Genomic DNA, 19,025 nt, shown 5'->3' on the forward strand with positions numbered 1-19,025 from the left:
TCGCGCGGTGCACGTCTGAAACACGAAAAAAAATGCGGCCGATGCCGCCCGAGAACGGGGCCAGGAGGCAGCACTCGAAAGAGCCGCCGTCGGGCTTGATTTCTTCTCGACGAATGAAGCTACGACCTTGCAGCCGGAAGGCTTGCGGCGATCGTGTCGTCAGCTGTGCGCTGCGGTTCGGGCCGCACTGCCAAAGGCCGGAACCGATAATGGCGTGTGCCACCATCAGGAGCAGCGCCATGGCGGGATGGTCGAGCATGGCGGCGCGCACGGCGGCATGGACGTGCCGCGTCTGGCGGCAATCGCTTGTTCTATCTGCTTTTGCCAGAACAGGTGGCATCAGCGAAATAGCTGTCTTCGCCGAACAAGTCGGAGATGATCACCTGATGCCCGAGCCGACGCAATGCGTGTTGTTCTAGGCTGGCCGCGAGGTTAGTGGCTTTTAACAGGACTGCGATCAACGTCCGCTACCCGCTGACGATGCTGGCTAGAACGGACTGGGTTGCCGATCAAACACTCTCGGATTTTGGTGTGAGTATGAACTCGAAAACGGGCACAGGCTGGCCAGGCATCGGCTCCGGCAAAACAACCGGGGAAGTTGTGGCCGCATCGGCATATTCTGCAAGCGCGGCAGGTGGCATGCCGAGCGCGGCCTCAAAGAGCCCGTTTTGCCCCCTCACTATTTGACGAAAAAGCCCTGCAGCTCTTGCCGCATGGCGCGCGGCAGCGACCCGCTTTCCCTCGCGGATTTTCACCCCTGACGCCGCCAACAGGATCAATCCCTTGAAGAACACGCGATGCTGAGTGCTTTGTTTCGCAGCGTGCCAAAGAGGCTCCCAAGCCTCATGAGATTCCCAGTAATAACCGTGGTTGAAAAGGTCGATTCCCCATCGAAATACATCCGAGCCTAGCGCTTCCTCAACGGCGACGGTCACCGGCTCGTTTTGGTAACTATGGCCCAAGGGATCGCGCACCGGATGCGGATGTCTGCCAGGCAGGTACGCATAGGTTGGGAAACGTTTTTCGGGCAGCAAGCGAGGACGTGACATAGACCCAGCAAACATGAAACACCGCTGATGGCAATTCATGTCACACAAGAACTGATGGCATAATGATACTCCCCGACACCCGCTTGTTTAGACCGGAGACATCGCCAAGGCAGCAGGCTGCGGCCTAGAAAACCAATCTGTACGAGGGCAGTCAAAGCCGGGAAACAAACCGAGCGCAGAAATGGTGAGGCCGCGCCCAACTGTACGAATAGTGCTGCTGCATCCTCCATGCCTTGCCTGAACGCTCCTGCTCCTTGTGTCACCGTTCCATCATCGCGTGCGTCCCCAGGTCGCCTCGTCGGCGATCCGGCGCGGCGAAAAGATCAGTTCCGGGGGCTGCCTTAATTGGTTCCTTGACCTGGTCGCGTTTATGGGCGTTGGCGACGTGTGAGCTCATGGCCTCAGCGCGCTAAGGCCAGCAATTGCATCGAAGAGCTCTCTCTGCTTTTCCGGCCCGACCTGAGGGACGACGATGATAAGGCCGGCGTGAACCGGTTCTTTGTCATAAAGCTTCCTGAAGTCCTTGGCATTGTTGGTGACGAAGGTGAAATCCCTTTCGACAATGAGGGGCATGAGGTCCCAGTCGGTTTCGCCGCTTAGCCCAAGCCAGGTGACGTGGTTTGCTTCATGTCCGCGTTCCTGGGCTACCGCAACGAGGGACGTGTGCAGGCACTCATCGATCAGAAACCTCACGAGGTCACACGCGCCTCGACCTGACCGACGGACGTGGGTCGCCCTTCAAGACCACGCTCTTCGACGACTTTATTTTCACGCCCTGCTCGGAAAGCTTCTTGGGCCGCCCGCGAACCGGATGAGCGGCAACCCATATCCTGGCGAGTTCTATCATCCGCGGCGTCAGCTTGGGATATCCCTCCAGAATCTCCGCTTCGTCCGCGCCTTGCGCGAGCATGGTCATGATCATGCGAACAGGGATGCGGGTTCCTTTGAAAACGGGCTCTGCGCCCATCACCCCTTTAACGCGGCCGATGGCGGCATCCGCCTCATCGAGATCGACAATGCGCGCTTCGAGTTGTTTACGTGCCTCGGCGACGTCGATGATCAGCAGGTCGTCAGCCCTTACCGTCTTGGCAGTTGGAGCAGCCTTGATTTGCTCGAACAGGCGGTGGCGGCGATCAGCGGGAAGTGTCGCCCCCACGCCATACCAGAGCTTGAGCCGCAGCAAATCCTCACCGGTCAATGCCCGTCGGACGATCCCGCCGGCGCGTCGGACAGCGCTTGGAACCGTGTCGACAATGCGTTTGTCTATCGCATTATGAACGGCCTTGATGCCGATCCCGCTGACGGCGGCCGCCTCTGCGGGGGTATAGATGCGAGCAGCTGCGCCCATAATTCTTCTCCTTGTGAAGAACAATATAGGTCGTTGGGCTCCCATCGTAAAGACACCCAGGCTTGCCGCAGCCTAGGCTCTGCTGCTGGAAAGCAGATTATCCAGCGTCCCATGGAAACGAACTGAGGTCCTGACGGTCACTCTTGGGTATATTTTTGCATGCGTCCAGGGACGCACTTGTCGTCGAGGCGGGCTTCGACGTCGGCATCGTTGCCAACGCGAAGGTCGGCCTGTCCTACGCCGGCCAGTTTTCGCGCGACGTGAGCGAGAACGGCATCAAGGCCGGTAGGCTTCGCGGATCTTGGGCAAGAGGTCGCCAAGCGCCAGAATGCGTTTGACCATCAGTTCGGTGATGCCGAAGGTCGCGGCGATGTCGGCAACGGTGCGGCCCTGACAGATGAGCCGCGAAAACGTCTCCCATTGCGACACCTCGTCGGGATCGAGCCGGGCGATGTTTTCGATCAGCGAGGCCTCGAGCGCATTGGCGTCGTCGCCGTCTTCCATGATGGCGCAGGGCAAGGGGTCGGCCTCGCCGCGCTCGTCGGCGAGCGATCTGGCCGCGAAATAGCGCCGCCGTCCGGCGACGATCTCAAAACTTTCCGCCGAGCCGTTGGGGCGCACCAGAAGCGGCACAAGCACGCCACGCGCGCGCACGGACGGCAGGATGTCGGAGATATCGGGCGCGCGTTTGCCATGGCGCATGTTGGCGGCGGAAATATTGAGCCTGTCGAGGGCAATGTGGGCAAGCTGCATGGGTCTTCTCCTTCGTTTCGGGTGGGATGTCCCCGCCGCTGAGGCCGAGGGCCGGCGCGGCGGGGACCGCTTTGCGCCTATCGGCGCGCTGGTTCCGCCCTGTCGGGCGGAATCTCGGAATGGGGCTTTGCAAGGGCGCCCGCTGCCTGTCGCAGAAGCCGCTCGGCTTCGGTGATGTGGCCGGCGCTGCGTGCGGCATCGGCATAGACGGAGAGCGGAAAGCGCGCGTGAAAACACAGGTCGCGCTCGATGCCGAGGCCAAGCCGCCCGTTGACGCTTTCAAGCTCGGCAAGGCTGATGCTGCCGAGTTCGGGAAAGCCGAAACCGAGGTCGCAAAGGCCAAAGAGCGTGTCGCCGTCGGCGTCGAGTTCGGTCAGAAGCCAGGTCGCAGGCCCGGTTGGATCGAACAGTTTTACCACCGGGACATGGTCGGTTTCGGTGTCAGTTGCGCCATTGGCGAGAAGCCGGGCGCGCAGTTCATCGGTGATCAGGATCATCGTAAATCTCCTTGTCGGAACGGGTCGGGTCGGTTGCGCGCGGCCTCTGTGCCTTGCGCGGAATTGGGATCGGGCGCGCTCATGCCGCGATCTCCCGGAGGTCCGCCGCGCCTTCGGCATCGGCGTTACGGCCAAGCAGGAAATCGGCAGCTTTCGAGGCATGGCTGGCGGCGCGGAAAATGGCGCGGTTGTCCTCGCGCAGCACCTTCAACCATGAGCCTATGTAATCGGCATGGCGCACGGTCGGCTCGATGCCGAGACTGGAGCAGACGAAGGCGGCGGTGATTTCGGCGACTTATCTGAACAGTCAAGCTGTCTCAGACGTTGTTCATAGCGAGAAACCGCTCGCTGCACTGGCTTTCTTGGATGGTGCTCGACGTGAGACAGTTTTGTGCGATTGCGCCCACTTTGTGCAGCCCTTTCACAAACCGATGTCAGGTGCTGTTTGGCGCGGTACCCGCGGCGATTGGGGCAAAGCAGACTCCTATCCCCGCTCTCATTCCGTCCCGGATGACCCGAAAACGGACAGTAGAGCTCCGTGTCGAAACACGTTACGTCGGGCCGGTCCGTATACCTAGCGAGCCGTTCAGAAGTGCACTGCATTTTAGCGATGGCGCTTACTAACAATATACCAGCCCGCTATTGATGCGCCCGGGCAATCCCAGCATTTATTTTTCCTTGCAGATTGCGTGTCCTAGACTTCCGCTACTCGCTATAAGCGAGTGGTCGTTGGAGGCTGTGAGATGGAATGCGTCCTGTGCAAAACGTGCGAGGCTGCGCGCGCGGCGTTCACAAAGAAAATGGATGAATGGTTTTACGCGCAGAGCAACAACGTTGAAATCATGACGAAAGAAGCGGATCCGGCGGCGATACACCAAGCTTACGAGCTGCTCCAGGCTGATCCGGCGGAGTCATTCGGGCAATATCTTGCGCTCGCCGAAAACGGGTCGGTCTGGAGCATGGCTGCGGTCGGGCAAATGTTTTACGTTGGAACCGGCACGGCGCAGGACTTGGAGCAAGCGGAGAAATGGCTGCTCCGCGCCTATCAAGCCGGATCGGATTATGGTCTCGTCTGCCTTGGGTCTCTCTACGAGCGATCGAAACGCCACGAGGAGGCGCAAGAGGTGTACAAGACTGGCGCTGCGCGGGGCTTTGTCCCAGCGATGCTCTATTTGGCGGCGTGCTACCGGAGGTCGCCGAACTGGGCTCAAAGCCGCCGCGAGACGCTGGCGCTGCTGGAGCAAGGCCCGGCCGCTAGCGATCTTTTCGTCCGGCATTGGCTCACAACCGCGATGGTGCGCGGTTGGTTCGGGCTAAGGTATATTCCTGAAGGCATCCGTCGGTTGCCCGACGTTGCCCACGAGATGGCTGTTCTCGTCGAGTACGGTACAGGGCAGTTGCAGGGCGACAGCAAAAAACAACAGGGCTTCTTTAGCCGTCTCGCAGCACAGGTCTGGCTGGTGGGCGCCACCCGACACCCAGCATCATAACCAAGCCTAGCGGACTCGGTCCGTTCGTCGGTCTTATGATGAGCGGCAATTTTGCTTCTGGCCCATCACGTCGATCCAGGGATTGATCGAGAGCTGCTATCGAAGGATATCCTGGCGCCTCCGCAAATCGGGAAGATTTGCGCCTTGCTTGGCGTTGCGCAGGATCGTACCCATCGCAGATTGGTCGGCCGCATAGCGCCAAAGCGAAGCGATACTGCCCATCCTTGTAGACCTGGGCGCGCCTATGCGGCGCCCCGGACCTTGTGTTGGCGAGCGCCCGCCTGCTGCGCGTGCATCCAGTCGGCGATCTGTTGCGCCTTGGCGGCGGCGGTGAAAATGGCGCGCTTGTCGGAGCGGAGTACCTCGAGCCAGGACACGACATAGGCGGCGTGATCCGGCCGCGGCTCGAGGCTGAGGTTGAGGTCGGCGCAGATCATGGCGCTGAGAAGCTCGACCGTGCATTCCTCCATGGCGTAGGCGGCCGAACCGAACCGTCCGGAGAGATCGCGATCGAGGCGGTGCTTGGCGCCGGAGGCATGCCCACATTCGTGGAGTAGCACGGCGTAGTAGGCGACGGCGTCGCGGAAGCAGGCGAACTCGGGCATCTGCACGTGGTCGGTGGATGGGCGGTAATAGGCCCGCGCGCCGCCGTGCCGAATGTCGATGCCGAGTGCCGCACAAAAGCGCTCGGCGCGTTCGACGCGCTCGGCTTCGGGCAGCATCGGCATTGCGGGCGGCGTGTAGCCATCGACCTGCGCGCAGTTGAAGACCGTGTAGCCGCGGGCGAACATGCGCCGGGCGGGCTCGTCGTGATCTTCGTCCCCGTCGTCGGCGTCGGCCTCGCCGTGGCGATCGGCGATCTTCCAGAACACGACCAAGTGCCCGCGCTCGCCCTTGCGGACCTGGGCGCCAAGGGCCTGCCATTGCCGATAGGTGCCCCAGATGCCGGCGGGATAGCCCGTCGCATACGCCGCGGCCCAGAGTGCGATGACGTTGACGCCGCGATAGGTCTTGCGCGAGGCGACGTTGACGGGCGTGGTGATCGCCGAGCCATTGTGATGCCAGGGCATCCGGTAGTCGGCGGCGCCGGCTTCGATGGCGGCGATGATCTGACTGGTGACGCGCTCGTAGATGTCGTTCCGGGTCTCGGCCTGATGGTTGCGATCCGTGGTCATGGGTGCCTCCTGTGCTCGCCCTCTCCGTCGAGGGCGAGGCGGCAGGGACAGACGCGGATAGCCGGCTCGTCACACCCTGTTCTCGGTGCTGGTGCGGAACAGGGTTGACGGGCCGGCAGCGTCTGTCACAACCCGAGCCCCTGCCTCGTCGGGCGAGCGCAGGAGGCACCCATGATCGGCGGGCCCGGCCGGACCGGGATCGGTTACGAAGCTATACGGCTATCAGCCAACGCCGTCGTGAGACGGGCGCCGTAGCGGCACGACCCTGGTCGCAGGTGATCGAGCCAGTTCCTCCCGCAGGCCGTCGATCACCGCATCGCGCTCGGCGACCTGCAACGTCAGCACCTGGATGTGCTGTGCAAGTGTGCGGGCGAGCGCCCGCAGCTCGGCCATCTCGGCGCCGCGCACGGCGCGGAGCTCGGCTTCGAGGGCGCGGATGCGCTCCTTGAGGACTCTGGGGGAGGATCGTTGGCGGCGGTCTTCGGCGGCACGGAACTCGGCGAGAAGAGCGCCGGCCCGGTTGGCCGTCGCCCGGCTGACGCCGGCTTCGCGCGCCAGGTTGGCGACGGTCAGCGCCCCGTCGGTGCGCTCGGCGCGACCGTCGAGCAGCCGCTCCATGGCCGACCTCAGCGCGGCTTCGCTCCTTGGCCCGAGCGCGGTCATGCATCACCGTCCACGAGAGGAGCGATCAGATGGCGCTTGCGCTCATTGTCCTTCAGGATCGCCGTGCGCTGCAGCGGCGAAAGGCGCCGGTCGGCCAGAAGCGCTTCGCCCTCGGCGATCGAGGCCTGCCATGGCTCGCGGTGCCGGGCGGTCAGGCAGGCATTGGGGCAGCGGTCGGGGCTGCAGCGCGACAGGGCCGGCGCCGTCCGCTCGTCATCCGGTGCATCTTTGAGGCAGAGCGCGGTCGCCGCGTCGAAGAGGCAATCGTTGAGGAAGCCGACATGCAAGGTTCGCCCGAGATGGGCGAGCATAGCGCGCAGCCGCTTCCGGTCCATGATCCGGCCGGGAAGATCGCCGAGTTCGTCCTGCACGCGGGCGAACTCTCGGCGCAGTCGCGTCGCACCCGGTCCCGCCGGCCCGTCTTTGCGAAGAAACGCCTCGTAATGGGCGACGACATCGTCGAGCTGGCCGAGCGCACGCTCGCGCTCGACGGCGCTTCGGAAGTCGGCCTGGGCCGATCCAGCGTAGCCCTCGAACATGGCGATGGACGCATGCTTATACTGGATCTTGCCGGCGACCGTGCCGAACGGCCGGTTGGCGATGTACCAGGCGATGGTGCGGCGCAGCTGCCGCGTCGTGAACTTCCAGGGTTCGTCGTCGATCCGTGGGATGACCGGTCCGTCGCTGGCGCGCGCATCGAGCCCGTCGCGGAACAGGTTGAGCGTTGGCGTCGCGCCCATCCCGAGATGATCGTTGCTCCAGGGCCAGTCCTTCAGCGCCACCCACAGGGATGACAATCCTTTGTCGCGGCGATTGCGCTCCGAGAGAACTTCCATCACCGCAACGGCGCGGGCGACCGGCTCGATCGTGATCCAGTCGGCCGTCGCGCCGCGCGCCCCTTGGCGTTTGTAGACGGTGCTGCGCAGCCGGTAGCGCTCGACCAGGCCGTCGGCGCTGCGCACCGGCGACACGCAACCCGGCTGCATCGCCTGCACCTCGCTGTCGCGCATCCCGGTCAGATAGGCGCAGACGATATAGCAGGCGCCCTGCAGCATCCGCTCCTCACGTGCGAGGCTGAGGCCGTCGAAGCGATCGCGCCAGGGCAAGCCGGTGTCCAGATCGATCGAGATCGGTGTGTCGAGTCCGCCGATCTCGGTGCCAAGTTCTGTCGCTGCCTCGTCGATCAGCCGCGCGGTTGGCTCGGACTGGCTGACGCGGCCGCTCTCCGGAGCGCCGGCGTGAAGGCGCATCAGATGAAGATTGTAGGGTGGCGTCTCGTCTCCGGTGAGCGGATCGGTGCGGCGGGCGACGTTAGGCGCGCGCTCCCAGATCGGCACGCCTCTGCCCGTGGCCCGGCGCGCATCGAGCCACTTCGCCACACGGGCGCGATAGGTGCTGGCGACGGCCCGGCCGGTCCGCGCGTCCCGCGCCATCAATCGGGCGCAGCGGACTTCGAGAGAGTCAAGCTCGGCACGGGCGGCAAGGATATCCGGCGCGTAGACCTCGACATACCTGAGTGCCCAGCGCAGCATGGCGCCGATGACCGGCTCGGGAATGCGCGGCGTGGCGTTCTCGGCGGGTGCCGGCGGCCGTCCGGCGACGCGGTGAGCGGCTCGCCCACGCCAGGGAAGCACGCCGATGCCACCACCGGTCAGCCACGGCGCCAGGTGATGCAGATCGATCGGCACCTCGACATACTTCACCGTCTCGTGCGGTGTTCGCCGTCCGCCGTCACGGGCATGCACTAGGTAGGCGTCGAGCAGCGCCTGATCGACGCGGCCGAGATCGACGGCGCCAGTCTGTGCGTGGAGGAACGTCGCGAAATGCTGGACGTAGCGCAGCAGCCGGATCGCCGAGGTCGCGCCGCAGGGCGCCCGGTATCCCGGAATATGGATGCGCAGCCGGGCGATCACATACTCTTTTGCCAGCCGTCGCGTGGCGAGATCGGCGATGCGGGCGAAATCGAGCCGGTAATTGCTGTGGCGCGCGTTCACCCGGAAGATGGCGGCGCCCAGGTCCCAGAGATCGTCGCCGAAGCGGGGAAGCTCACCGCGGTCGACATCGTCCCTGACCGCGACACCGGCAAGCACGGGCTCGCCGTCGCCATAAATGGCCGACGGCAACGACGTCCGCAGCGAGAGCTTGATGGAACCCGGCATTATGGCGCTGCCGCTTCGGGTGGCAGGTAGATGAGCGCCGGGTCCGACGCCGCAATCCGGCGAGCGTCCTCAATCTCCGCGTCGGCAAACCGGGACAGAATCTGATCGGCGATGCGTCCGTGAACGCGGCCAAACTTGGCGATCCAGTCGCCTTCGCTGAGGGCCTGCCGTTGCGCGCGAATGAAGTTGAGGAATGCCAGAAGCGCAGGCAGCTTGCGGGCGGTGATCACCGCATTGCTGCATTCGAGACAGCCCCAGAAGGGCGACGGACAGGCTTCCCCTTCTAGCCCGAACGGGCTCTTGTAGAAGCCGGCGCAACTGGCGAGCCAGACATCCTGCTCGCCGCCGAGCAGCGCGCCGATGGCGGCGGTACCGGCAACGGGAAGACTGGTTGCCTGCTCGGGATCGGCCAGGACGGCGCCCTCCTCTTGCGAGGACAGGATGCACGGCCGCAGGGCGGCGTCGAGCGCATCGTTCATGGCGTCGGCAACGGTCGCCTCGTGCAGATGGCGAAGCGCGGGGATATCGGCGTAGTGGTTGGCCGCCACCGCGGCGCTGTGGCCGACGGCGAAGCGGTCGAGTTGGCCGCCCGTACGCCGATACCACGCCGCCTTGTGGGTCTTGCGCAGGCGTGTCAGGTTGAGGCGGAGCGGCTGACCCTGTTCATCGAGAATGCCATGTCGTGCAATCCATGAAGCGACGGATTCCTTCAGGCTGAGCACCCTCGGGGTCAGACGGCCCCAGGCGCAGTGGACCCAGAGCGTGTCGGCGCCAAGCCGGCCTCTCGCCGGACCGGTCCACTGCAGCACCTTGCGGATCAGGCCGCCCGGCGTCGAGGAGCCGCCATCGCGCGCGCGCAGCCGCTTCCACTCGGCGCCGCGCGCCCGCCGTTTGCAGTACTCGATCTCGACATAGCCGCCGGATGGGTTCTTCAGGCAGTCCGCCCGCAAGCTCTTGATCGCTTCGATCTCGAGACCCGTGTCGAGCGAAATGAGGACGATGAGCGGCACGAGGTCGGCGGCGATCAGATGCCGGCGGCTATGCAGATCGTGGATCAGGCGATCGTTCTGCAGGCCGCTCTCGCGGCGCAGCGTGTAGAGGCGCTTGAAGAGCGGATGCAGGTGCCCGATGGCGCCTTCCGCATCGATCACCGCCGTTACCTGTTCATGCGCCCTCGCCAGAACGCGGCTCCGATCGGCATCCTCGACGGTCGGGATGCGATCGGCCACGGCAAAGCGGCGGATGATGGCGGCGAGATCGGCGCGAGCGGCGGTCCGCAATGCCGTGGCGATGGCGTCGCCATAGGCATCGCGCGGCCGGGCGCGCACACCCGGCCGGTCGCTCGTATACATCAACCGCCGCGAGGCATCGGGTGGCAGAAGGCCGGGCTCCGCCGCCTCGGCGAGGCGGAGCAGGTTGAGCACCTTGCTCATCCGATGCAGCCGGTGATTGGGATGCAGGCCGCTCTCCTCCATCCAACCGTCGAAGCCGTCGATCAAGGCAGCGCTCACGTCGGAAAGGCGCGCGATGCGCAATCTGGCGGAATCGAGATAGCGCCAGAATGTCTTGAGCGCGTTGGTATAAGCATAGGCTGTCGAGATTGAGCCGGCCGGACCGCCGACCTGGCAGGCGCGCCAAAGCGCGCCGGCAAACGTCCAGGCCAGTGTCTTGCGGCCAGCGAGCATCGTTAGATCGATCCTCCTGCTGCGGTCCGCCAGCGTGACCGTGAAGCGGAGCGACGCGATCGCGGCGGCGGCCTCGCCCTCGGGATCGGGCAACGCCTCCGGAAAGAGCGCACGGCGGCCCGGCCGCCGCACCGACGCGGCGATCGGAGCGGTCATGCTGCATCACCGGCCGTATCGTCGGCCCAGCGATCCGCGGCTGCCTCGACCAGTTCCTGCGCTTCGCCGAGACTGTCGAGATAGATGTAGGTGCTGGTAATGCTCGCGTGCCCCAGAAGGTGCTGGAGCTTCTGCAAGGGGTCGCCGAGCATCCGACGATAGGCCGCGCCGTGCCGGTCGTGCGGATCGAACACGGTTCCGATCTGCTCGCGGATCAGCATGGAGAGCATGTTGACGGCGAAGGTGTGCCGCAGAGTGTGCGGCGTCACCTCGATCTCGATGCCGAAGCGGCGACAGCGGACGCAGGCGCGCCGGAAGGCGGCTTCCCAGGTTGCGGAGGGCACAGGCCGGCCGGCTTCCGTCAGCCAGAGCAAGCCGTGCTGCGCTCGGCCGGGCGCCCCGATCAGCACGCCGCGGCGTTCGGTCGACGTAAGCCGGTCGAGCCGCACGCGTTTGCCTGCCGCGCCTGTTGCCTTCCCGCTCTCCGGCATCAGCCAGAGCGGATCGAACACCGCAGGTTCGGAGCGGGCGGCGGAGATAGCGCGCTCAAGATCGACATAATCAGAGATCAGCGCCAGCACCCGGCGCGGAATGCGGATGCGACGTGGCCGTCCGCCCTTGGCGATCGGACCGGGAAGATCGAAGGGAACTGAGCGCGATCCCGGCTCGGTCAGGCGCGGAAGCTCGGCCAGAAGCAGGCTCCCAGCTTCTGTCAGCCGCAAACCAGTCGTGACCAGCAGTTCGGCAAAGAGCGCATTGCGCTCGCTGTTCCGCCCGCGGCACGCCGGATCTTCGGAGCCGTCGGGAAGCCGGCCGCGCAGCCCCACGTCGCGGAACAGGAGATAACGGCCGAGATCGACATAGCGGGTGTCGTGCCGGCGCGCTGCGCGCTCGCGGGCGCGGTTCGCCGTCACGGCGAGCACGGCCCGGCTGCCGGCAGCCCTGCGAAGGGTGACGCCGTAGCTGAAGGGCGAAACGGTGATGATCCCTTCCTCGACGGCCCAGCGATAGAGCTTGTCGAGCGCGGCAATGCTTCGGTTCCAGCTTGCCGCCGAGATGCGGTAGGGAGCCGCCGACAGGCGTCGTGCCCGATGAAAGGCCAGGACATCATGGCGGTCGGCCCTCCAGACCGTCTTGCCACCGCGTCGCTCTGCCAGAAAGCGTGCCCAGACCAGGATGTCGCGGGCGTAGGAGCGCCAGGTGTCCGGGGAGCGCGCGCCCATGCTTGGACAGGCGCGGAAGAAGCGGTTGAGATGAAGATCGTAACTGCCGTCATCCATCAGGATGAACGGCATGCCATCAATCAGCCCGGCGCGCTCGGCCACGTCGAGCGCGCCGAGCGCGGGGTTTGTTGTTGCGGAATTATCGAGGGGAAGCGGGCGCGACAGGGCGCCAAGATCGGTAAAGTACAGCTGCACGCACGTGACCTAAGCGGAGCGCCTGCGGCGCAAGTTATTGTCTTTATGTGCGAGGGGTTCCCCTCGCGCTCTCCCGCTCGCCGCGTGGCAGGGGTGCAGGACTAAGCCTGCACCCCATGAACAAGCTTGTGGTGCCGCCGCCGCGTAAAGCGTTGTCCTCGCTTCGCTGCGGGAACGCTTGACCCGGACGTCTGACGAGCTTCACCGGAACCGTCGGCAAGGTGCTTCCATTGCCTGATTCTGAGACAGGATTACAGAGTCAGGATAAGGCGACCAGTTCCTCGCGCGCATAGGCCTTGGAGCCGAACGAGCCGGAGAGGTCGCGGGCAAGCCTTGCCGGGTGGCCGGTCCAGTGGCCGAGTTCGTGAAAGCAGGTGCGGTAGTAGTCGATCTGGTGAAGGAACGCCGGCTGCGGCGGCACCTGGATGGTGTCGCTGCCCGGCATGTAGAAAGCGCGATCGCCGCCGATCCTGAAATCCGCGCCGCTACTGCGAATGACCGCCTCGGCCTGCGGGACGATCTCGCGCGCGGGCAGCGGCTCGGCGGCGGCGTAAAGATGGTCCGGCAGGTTATCGCACTGCGCGACGTTGAAGACGGTGAAGCGCTTCAGATAAGGCACTGCCTGTGGCTCTTCGCCATCGGCCTTGGCGCGTTGCTTCTCGTCTTTGGGAACAAAGCGGTCGGCATGCACGATGGTGGTGCCGCGCTCGCCCTTCCTGACGTTGCCGCCAAGGCCAACAGCCTGCCGGAAGGTCAGCCAGTTCTGGCTGGGGTAGCTGCGTTCGATCACCGCGCCCCACAGGATCAGGATATTGATGCCGGAATAGGCGCGCTGGGTGGCCGCGTTCCTCGGCAGCCCAAGGCCGGCCTTTGCGCTCCCCCATGGCTTGACCCATGGCACGGTGCCGCGCTCCAGCTCGGCGATGATGCGGTCGGTGATCTCCTGATAGAGGCTGGCGCCCGCGCGCCCGCCCCTGCCCGCGCCAACCTCTCCGCTGCCGGAACGTTTGCTGTTTGCACGCATCGTTTCATCCTCCGCTCACCAATCGCGCGCCTTTCCCCGGAAGCGGGGTGGGCGGCGGGTCGCGACCGGAAAGGCCTGCCGTCGAAGGCGGACCGCATCCGAAGGACCGGAACGAAGAGGAGGACCCGGAGCGCAAGCGCAGGGTTGCGGGATGCCGCGGCTGGCCTAGAAGGGAGAGCCGCCCACCGCGCGCCGCCGGGAAAGGCCAACAGACAGACCGCGACGGCCGGACGGCCGGCGACCGTCGGCAGCCGACAGGCTGCGCGCGTCAGGGGGCGAAGCCAGATGGCCGAGACCGCCTGAGCCTGGCGAAGGAAAAGCGGGCTCGGTTCACGAGCACCCGGCGGGCGCCGTCAGGCGCGCGGACGCTCAGCTAGGACCGCAGGCTGGACAGAATCTCGCACGCATCAGCGTCAAGCGCCGCGGTCACGTCGAGAAACTCAAGGACATCGAGACGGCGCTCTCCACCCTCATATTTGGCCACGAAGGATTGCGGACGACCAAGCGTCTCAGCCAATTGCGCCTGGGTCAGGCCTTTGGCCTTGCGCAGCGAAATCAGCCGGGTCAGAAACCGCTGGTGACGGGGCGATCGAAGAGATTTGGGCATGCAGGCGAACCGGTCAGGGTAAAGACCGGCTCAGCGACTAATCCCGGTTTCGGATTATCCCATTTTGGGATATACTGGCGCTCGACGGGCGAGGTTCGCGGCAGACATGAATCGATCAACGGCAACAGACGAGAAGCAAAGCTCACCCCTGCGCGACGAAGTCCCCTGGGCGGAGAACCTGACGAGCTACGACAGGGAGCATTTCACGATCTACCTGCGGATCCTGGATGCCTGCGCCGACAATGCCAGCGAAGAGGAGATGGCCGATCTCATTCTCGGCATCGACCCGGCACGCGAACCGGTCCGGGCGCGCAAGGCGCTTCGCAGCCATATCGACCGTGCGAACTGGATGGTTACGACCGGCTACAAGGAGCTGTTCGCCGGCTGACGAAGCGCCTGAAATGCTTCTCAAACAAGGACGTCTCGATACCCGACATGCATGAGCGCACGGCCGCGAGAGACGGCGCGGCGGATGCGGTCGCGCAGGTGATCGCGAGGATCACTCCAGTCGGCGTGGACGCGCCGTCGGCCGATCAGCGCTTCAGCGATCGCGATGTGACGCTCCGGGCCCGTTGAAGTCCAGTCCATTCAGGCGCAGAGGTGCAGGCGCACTTTGGGGATTCACGGCCAAAGTCGTGTTTCGAACACGCGGCCAAAGCGTCGTTTCATAATGAGTCTCCAGCGCATGAGCAAAGGAGCCTCGAGATGAATGCCCTCACGCCGATGCCTCGACGCGACCACTCGCCCGCCCCACGCAAGTCCACGAGACCAACACGTGGAGAGAAGTTCCATGCCGCATGATCGACACCGCTCAGACGTACCCCGTAGCGATTACGCAAAAGTTCTGGCATCGCCTCAAGGCAGCGACTTCAGATAGCGAATGGTGCGTCCGGCACTGACAGCCTGCGCCGCGTGGACGATTGCATTCGCATCAAGCCCGTGGTGGCGATAGAGATCCGAGATCGTGCCGGTCTGACCGAAATGTTCGACGCCCAGCGCCTTGACGCGATGACCGTTCACGCCGCCGACCCAGGCCAGCGTCGCGGGGTGGCCGTCAATCACGGTGACGATCCCGCAATCGCGCGACAGCGGCGCCAGCAGGCGCTCGATGTGGCTCAGCGCTCCGGTCGCACCGCGCTGGCGGGCGCGTTCCGCGGCCTGCCAGCCAGCATTGAGCCGATCAGCGGATGTAATTGCCAACAGCCCGACATCGCGGCGGTCTTCCGCCAGAAGACCCGTCGCGGCAATCGCTTCCGGCGCGACGACGCCCTGGTAGGCGATGATAACGCTGGCGTTCGGTCCGGGCGGGCGCAGCCAATAGGCACCGTTGACGATGTCGCGCGCCAGTTCCACACCTATGTCGCGATGAGGCTGCTCCAAGGGCCGTGTGGACAGGCGCAGATAGACCGATCCGCCGGTCTGATCACGCAGCCATGTCGTTTCATCGGGATCGCCATCGCCGTTCCGTTGCATGTAGTCGAAGGCGAAACGCATGATCACCGCAAGTTCATCCACGAAGGCCGGCTCGAAGGCGCAAAGCCCGTCCTGCGCCATGCCGATCAGCGGCGTGCCGATCGACTGGTGCGCACCTCCCTCGGGGGCGAGGGTCACGCCGGAGGGGGTGGCGACCAGCAGAAAGCGCGCATCCTGGTAGCAGGCATAGTTCAGCTGATCGGCCGCGCGATAGATGAACGGATCATACACGGTCCCGATCGGCAATAACCGCACGCCATTCACGGAATGCGACAGCCCCAGCGCGCCGAGCATGATCATGAGATTGGATTCGGCGATGCCGAGTTCGAGGTGCTGCCCCTTGGGCCCGAACTCCCAGCTGTAGGTTGAAGGGATGCGCTCGGCCTTGAAGGTATCGGCCATGCTCTCGCGGGCGAAGAGTCCGCGTCGATTGACCCAAGCGCCGAGATTGGTCGACACCGTGACGTCCGGGGACGTCGTGACGATGCGCTCGGCGAGCGGCGTTTCACTGCGCGCGATCTCGTTCAGGATCTGGCCGAAACCCATTTGGGTTGAGACCTGCTTGCCACCCTGCGCCGGCGCGGGCAGCGCCGCGGGAACCGGAACCGCGGGCGCAGTGAGCCGGCGCCGGCCCTCGCTGAAGAACGGCGCCTGGGCGATGAAGGCCTCCAGTTCTGCCGCAGGCAACGTGGCCGCGGCCCATTTGTCCCATTCCTCGCCGGTTCGGACTCCCATCCGCTGGCGCAGGCCTTCCATCTGGGCGGGCGTCATCTGGCCGGAATGGTTGTCCTTGTGGCCGGCCAGCGGCAAGCCATAACCCTTGATCGTGTAGCAGATGAAGCAGACCGGCCGGTCATGCTGCGAGGCCGCCTCGAAGGCTTCGAGAAGGCTTGGCAGGTCGTGGCCGCCCAGATTGGCCATCAGCGCCTGCAGGTCGTCGTCCGAACGGCGTTCGATCAGTTGGGTGACCGTGACCGGCCCCTGATCGCCAATCTCGTCGAGCAACCGCCTCCGCCAGGCTGCACCGCCCTGAAAGGTGAGCGCCGAATAAAGCTGGTTGGGGCAGCGCTCGATCCAGTCGCGCAGCTTCTCCCCAGCCGGTTCGGCGAAGGCGGCCTGCTGCAGCGAGCCGTGACGCAGGATGACCACGTCCCAGCCGAAGTTCCTGAAGATCTGTTCGAAGCGCTGCCAGAGACCTTCGCGGATGACCGCGTCGAGCGACTGGCGGTTGTAGTCCACAACCCACCAGCAGTTGCGTAGCCCATGCTTCCAACCCTCGATCAGGGCCTCGTAGATGTTGCCCTCGTCCATCTCGGCGTCGCCGATCAGGCTCACCATGCGCCCCTCGGGCCGACCCTTCATCCAACCGTGGGCGGACACATAGTCCTGCACGAGGGAAGAAAAGAGCGTCTGCGCGACCCCCAGGCCCACCGAGCCGGTCGAGAAGTCGACGTCGTCCACGTCCTTGGTTCGCGACGGATAACTCTGGGCGCCCTTGTAGCCGCGGAAGTTTTCGAGTTTCTCGCGCGTCTGATTCCCCGACAGATACTGAATAGCATGGAAGATCGGCGCCGCATGCGGCTTGACCGCCACCCGGTCCTGCGGACGCAGCGCAGCGTAATAGAGCGCGGTCATGATCGTGCCGAGAGAGGCGGAGGAGGCCTGGTGGCCACCAACCTTGATCTCGTCGCCTTCGCGCACGTGATTGGCGTGGTGGATCGTCCAGGCGGCCAGCCACGAGACGCAGCGCTCGATCTGGCTGAGATAGGCGAAGTTCGATGTCATCCAAGTCTCCGCAACTGATGCATCGCACCGGTGCTTCCGGATAGGCCTGTCTTCACAGATCCAACCTCAGCACGCCGGTTGCGCGCGATATACATGGGATGAAACGATGAGTCCGAGCGTCCTTGGACAAAACAGCGTCGCGATGCAGCGGCTGGCCTTCCAGCATGCCGCATTCGCAGGTCCCGCAGACACCGTTCTCGCACGAAGCCATGAGCAGCACGCCCGCCCCGCGCAGCGCCGCGAGCGCCGTCGTATCGGCCGCGACAGGAACCACTGTCCCGTCGCGAAGGATGATCGTGAAGGGCTCGGGCGGCGTGTCGTCGCGCTGCGGCGGCTGAAAAGCCTCGAAATGCACGCTTCCTTCCGGCCAGTCGGCGCTCGCCTTATCCACGGCCGCCATGAATCCCGGCGGACCGCAATAATAGAGCTGAGCGTCGGAGGAAGGGGTCGAGAGCAAGGCTTCAAGCTCCTGCCTGGTCTGCGGCTCGTCGTCGAAATGCAGCCACACAGTGCTACGGTCGAGCTCCCGCTCGATGATCGGCAACAGAGGCGTGAGTGCTCGGCTGCGGGTGAAGTAATGCAGTTCGTACGGCCTGCCCTGCCGCTCCAGGGCGCGCGCCATTGCCAGGATCGGGGTGATCCCGATGCCTCCCGCCAAAAGCACTGTTGGCCCTTCGCATTGGGCAAGCGGAAAATGATTGCGAGGCGCAGAAACCGGGAGTGTGCATCCGACGGCCACTGCCTCGTGGATCCATGCGGAGCCGCCGCGACCAATGTCTTCGCGCTTCACCGCGATTGTGTAGCGGCTCAGATCTGTCTGATCGCCGCAGAGCGAATACTGGCGCACTTTCCCGTCGGGTAGGTGAACATCAACGTGAGAGCCCGGTTCGAAGGGCGGCAGCAAAGGTTTGCGCGGGTGTTTCAGGTCGATGACCAGGACGTCGCCTGGCTCCTTGCGGGCGGCGGTCACGGTCAACTTCATGATGATGCGGGGCGAGGCCATGTCGATTACTCGTCCATTGGAAGAATCGGATCACCGGGGCGGATCACGCCACCAACCTCGATCGCGCAGTTCAGGCCAGAGCGGTTCAGAAGCCCCTCGTAGAGATCGGGAATGCCGAGCAGTTGCTCGATATACCTGCAGGGAAAGTTCATCCGCGCCGCCCGCAGGACGGTTTCCCCGATCCGGAAGCGCGTGCCGACGAGGTGGCCGAGCGGAACGCCTCGGGTGGTCAGGTTGCGGCGGTGATCTTCGGGCGCGAGCATGGCCTTGAAACCCGGAATCCTCGGCTCGCCCTGCGCGATGGCTTCCAGGACTTCGACCTCAATCAGCGTCACTTCGCGCACATCGGGTTTCGGGGAGTAGGTCCCTGTTCCGAGATAGTACCGGTCCCCGACAATGCCGCGCCCGGCAACGAGTTGTGCCTCGGTCAACGCCTCCATTTCGTAGGATGCGGCTGGCGCGACATGGATGTTGAGCAGCGTTCCCTGCCACGTCATGCTTCTTCGCCCTCCATGAGAGCAGTCGCGGCGTCCAGCTTCCAGCCGGATTTGATTGCTTCCTCGAGATGTCCGTTCGCCATGTCTGCTTCCGCGCTCCGGTGGCAGGTCACAGCCTGATCCGACGATAACCTCTGCCTGCGCACTGGCCTGACTGACAGAGCCAGTTTTTGCGATTTTTCCTGATCCAGTCGGCAGTCCAGCAGATCGCCGAACGTCATAAGTCAGGCTTGTTCGTCGTGC

The 19,025-nt window shown here is 64.6% G+C and carries 21 protein-coding genes; 3 read left to right on the forward strand and 18 right to left on the reverse strand.

What is annotated here, in order from left to right:
• Window positions 1–239 precede the first annotated feature (239 nt).
• Entirely contained in the window at window positions 240–419 is a 180-nt protein-coding gene (locus AC56QP_RS11185) for a hypothetical protein (RefSeq protein WP_489859667.1), read from the forward strand.
• Between the two features lie 90 nt (window positions 420–509).
• Here the strand turns inward: AC56QP_RS11185 and AC56QP_RS11190 are convergent, their stop codons facing one another.
• The 6 genes from AC56QP_RS11190 to AC56QP_RS11215 all read right to left on the reverse strand — a co-directional run bounded on the left by AC56QP_RS11190 (window position 510) and on the right by AC56QP_RS11215 (window position 3,888).
• Entirely contained in the window at window positions 510–1,034 is a 525-nt protein-coding gene (locus AC56QP_RS11190; RefSeq protein ID WP_497100556.1) for a DUF309 domain-containing protein, read from the reverse strand.
• A 408-nt stretch (window positions 1,035–1,442) separates the two neighbouring features.
• Window positions 1,443–1,742 carry a DUF5615 family PIN-like protein gene (locus AC56QP_RS11195; protein ID WP_489859665.1) on the reverse strand — a complete coding sequence of 100 codons (300 nt, stop codon included), beginning with the start codon at window positions 1,740–1,742 and terminating at the stop codon, window positions 1,443–1,445.
• Between the two features lie 4 nt (window positions 1,743–1,746).
• Window positions 1,747–2,397, reverse strand: a complete 651-nt coding sequence (locus AC56QP_RS11200) for a DUF433 domain-containing protein (protein ID WP_489859664.1) — start codon at window positions 2,395–2,397, stop codon at window positions 1,747–1,749.
• 276 nt (window positions 2,398–2,673) lie between these two features.
• Window positions 2,674–3,150, reverse strand: coding sequence for a ParB/RepB/Spo0J family partition protein (locus AC56QP_RS11205; RefSeq protein WP_489859663.1), 477 nt, complete (start codon window positions 3,148–3,150; stop codon window positions 2,674–2,676).
• 77 nt (window positions 3,151–3,227) lie between these two features.
• The gene (locus AC56QP_RS11210) at window positions 3,228–3,647 is read right to left on the reverse strand and encodes a DUF2958 domain-containing protein (protein WP_497100555.1); all 420 of its coding nucleotides are present in this window, start codon (window positions 3,645–3,647) and stop codon (window positions 3,228–3,230) included.
• A 79-nt stretch (window positions 3,648–3,726) separates the two neighbouring features.
• On the reverse strand, window positions 3,727–3,888 hold the full coding sequence (locus AC56QP_RS11215) for a zincin-like metallopeptidase domain-containing protein (RefSeq protein WP_497109044.1): 162 nt from the start codon (window positions 3,886–3,888) through the stop codon (window positions 3,727–3,729).
• A gap of 502 nt (window positions 3,889–4,390) precedes the next feature.
• On the opposite strand from AC56QP_RS11215, the gene AC56QP_RS11220 reads away from it, so the two are divergent.
• Window positions 4,391–5,137 carry a tetratricopeptide repeat protein gene (locus tag AC56QP_RS11220; RefSeq protein WP_489859662.1) on the forward strand — a complete coding sequence of 249 codons (747 nt, stop codon included), beginning with the start codon at window positions 4,391–4,393 and terminating at the stop codon, window positions 5,135–5,137.
• Between the two features lie 242 nt (window positions 5,138–5,379).
• On the opposite strand, the gene AC56QP_RS11225 is transcribed toward AC56QP_RS11220, so the two are convergent.
• The 7 genes from AC56QP_RS11225 to AC56QP_RS11255 form a co-directional block, all read right to left on the reverse strand.
• On the reverse strand, window positions 5,380–6,312 hold the full coding sequence (locus AC56QP_RS11225; protein ID WP_489859661.1) for an ArdC family protein: 933 nt from the start codon (window positions 6,310–6,312) through the stop codon (window positions 5,380–5,382).
• A gap of 222 nt (window positions 6,313–6,534) precedes the next feature.
• Window positions 6,535–6,975 (reverse strand): hypothetical protein, encoded by a 441-nt coding sequence (locus AC56QP_RS11230; protein WP_489859660.1) that lies wholly within the window; start codon window positions 6,973–6,975, stop codon window positions 6,535–6,537.
• A complete protein-coding gene (locus tag AC56QP_RS11235) occupies window positions 6,972–9,134 on the reverse strand; it encodes a hypothetical protein (protein ID WP_489859659.1) in 2,163 nt (720 codons plus the stop codon). The genes AC56QP_RS11230 and AC56QP_RS11235 overlap by 4 nt, the downstream gene beginning before the upstream one ends.
• Window positions 9,134–10,975 (reverse strand): site-specific integrase, encoded by a 1,842-nt coding sequence (locus tag AC56QP_RS11240; protein WP_489859658.1) that lies wholly within the window; start codon window positions 10,973–10,975, stop codon window positions 9,134–9,136. The genes AC56QP_RS11235 and AC56QP_RS11240 overlap by 1 nt, the downstream gene beginning before the upstream one ends.
• Window positions 10,972–12,393, reverse strand: a complete 1,422-nt coding sequence (locus tag AC56QP_RS11245) for a tyrosine-type recombinase/integrase (RefSeq protein ID WP_489859657.1) — start codon at window positions 12,391–12,393, stop codon at window positions 10,972–10,974. The genes AC56QP_RS11240 and AC56QP_RS11245 overlap by 4 nt, the downstream gene beginning before the upstream one ends.
• A 259-nt stretch (window positions 12,394–12,652) precedes the next feature.
• Window positions 12,653–13,417, reverse strand: a complete 765-nt coding sequence (locus AC56QP_RS11250; protein WP_497109045.1) for an ArdC family protein — start codon at window positions 13,415–13,417, stop codon at window positions 12,653–12,655.
• A 373-nt stretch (window positions 13,418–13,790) separates the two neighbouring features.
• Window positions 13,791–14,024: a helix-turn-helix domain-containing protein gene (locus AC56QP_RS11255; RefSeq protein ID WP_489859656.1), complete on the reverse strand. Its 234-nt coding sequence runs from the start codon at window positions 14,022–14,024 to the stop codon at window positions 13,791–13,793.
• A 106-nt stretch (window positions 14,025–14,130) separates the two neighbouring features.
• On the opposite strand from AC56QP_RS11255, the gene AC56QP_RS11260 reads away from it, so the two are divergent.
• A complete protein-coding gene (locus AC56QP_RS11260; protein WP_489859655.1) occupies window positions 14,131–14,412 on the forward strand; it encodes a DNA -binding domain-containing protein in 282 nt (93 codons plus the stop codon).
• Between the two features lie 20 nt (window positions 14,413–14,432).
• Here the strand turns inward: AC56QP_RS11260 and AC56QP_RS11265 are convergent, their stop codons facing one another.
• The 5 genes from AC56QP_RS11265 to AC56QP_RS11285 form a co-directional block, all read right to left on the reverse strand.
• A complete protein-coding gene (locus AC56QP_RS11265) occupies window positions 14,433–14,612 on the reverse strand; it encodes a DNA -binding domain-containing protein (protein ID WP_489859654.1) in 180 nt (59 codons plus the stop codon).
• A gap of 267 nt (window positions 14,613–14,879) precedes the next feature.
• On the reverse strand, window positions 14,880–17,282 hold the full coding sequence (locus tag AC56QP_RS11270) for a thiamine pyrophosphate-binding protein (RefSeq protein WP_489859653.1): 2,403 nt from the start codon (window positions 17,280–17,282) through the stop codon (window positions 14,880–14,882).
• 52 nt (window positions 17,283–17,334) lie between these two features.
• Entirely contained in the window at window positions 17,335–18,285 is a 951-nt protein-coding gene (locus AC56QP_RS11275) for a PDR/VanB family oxidoreductase (protein ID WP_489859652.1), read from the reverse strand.
• A gap of 5 nt (window positions 18,286–18,290) precedes the next feature.
• Window positions 18,291–18,782: an MOSC domain-containing protein gene (locus AC56QP_RS11280; RefSeq protein ID WP_489859651.1), complete on the reverse strand. Its 492-nt coding sequence runs from the start codon at window positions 18,780–18,782 to the stop codon at window positions 18,291–18,293.
• Window positions 18,779–19,003 (reverse strand): hypothetical protein, encoded by a 225-nt coding sequence (locus AC56QP_RS11285; protein WP_489859650.1) that lies wholly within the window; start codon window positions 19,001–19,003, stop codon window positions 18,779–18,781. Before AC56QP_RS11285 ends, AC56QP_RS11280 begins: the two co-directional genes overlap by 4 nt.
• Window positions 19,004–19,025 lie beyond the last annotated feature (22 nt).

The sequence above is a fragment of the Mesorhizobium sp. RCAM 05104 genome (genome assembly GCF_059683645.1).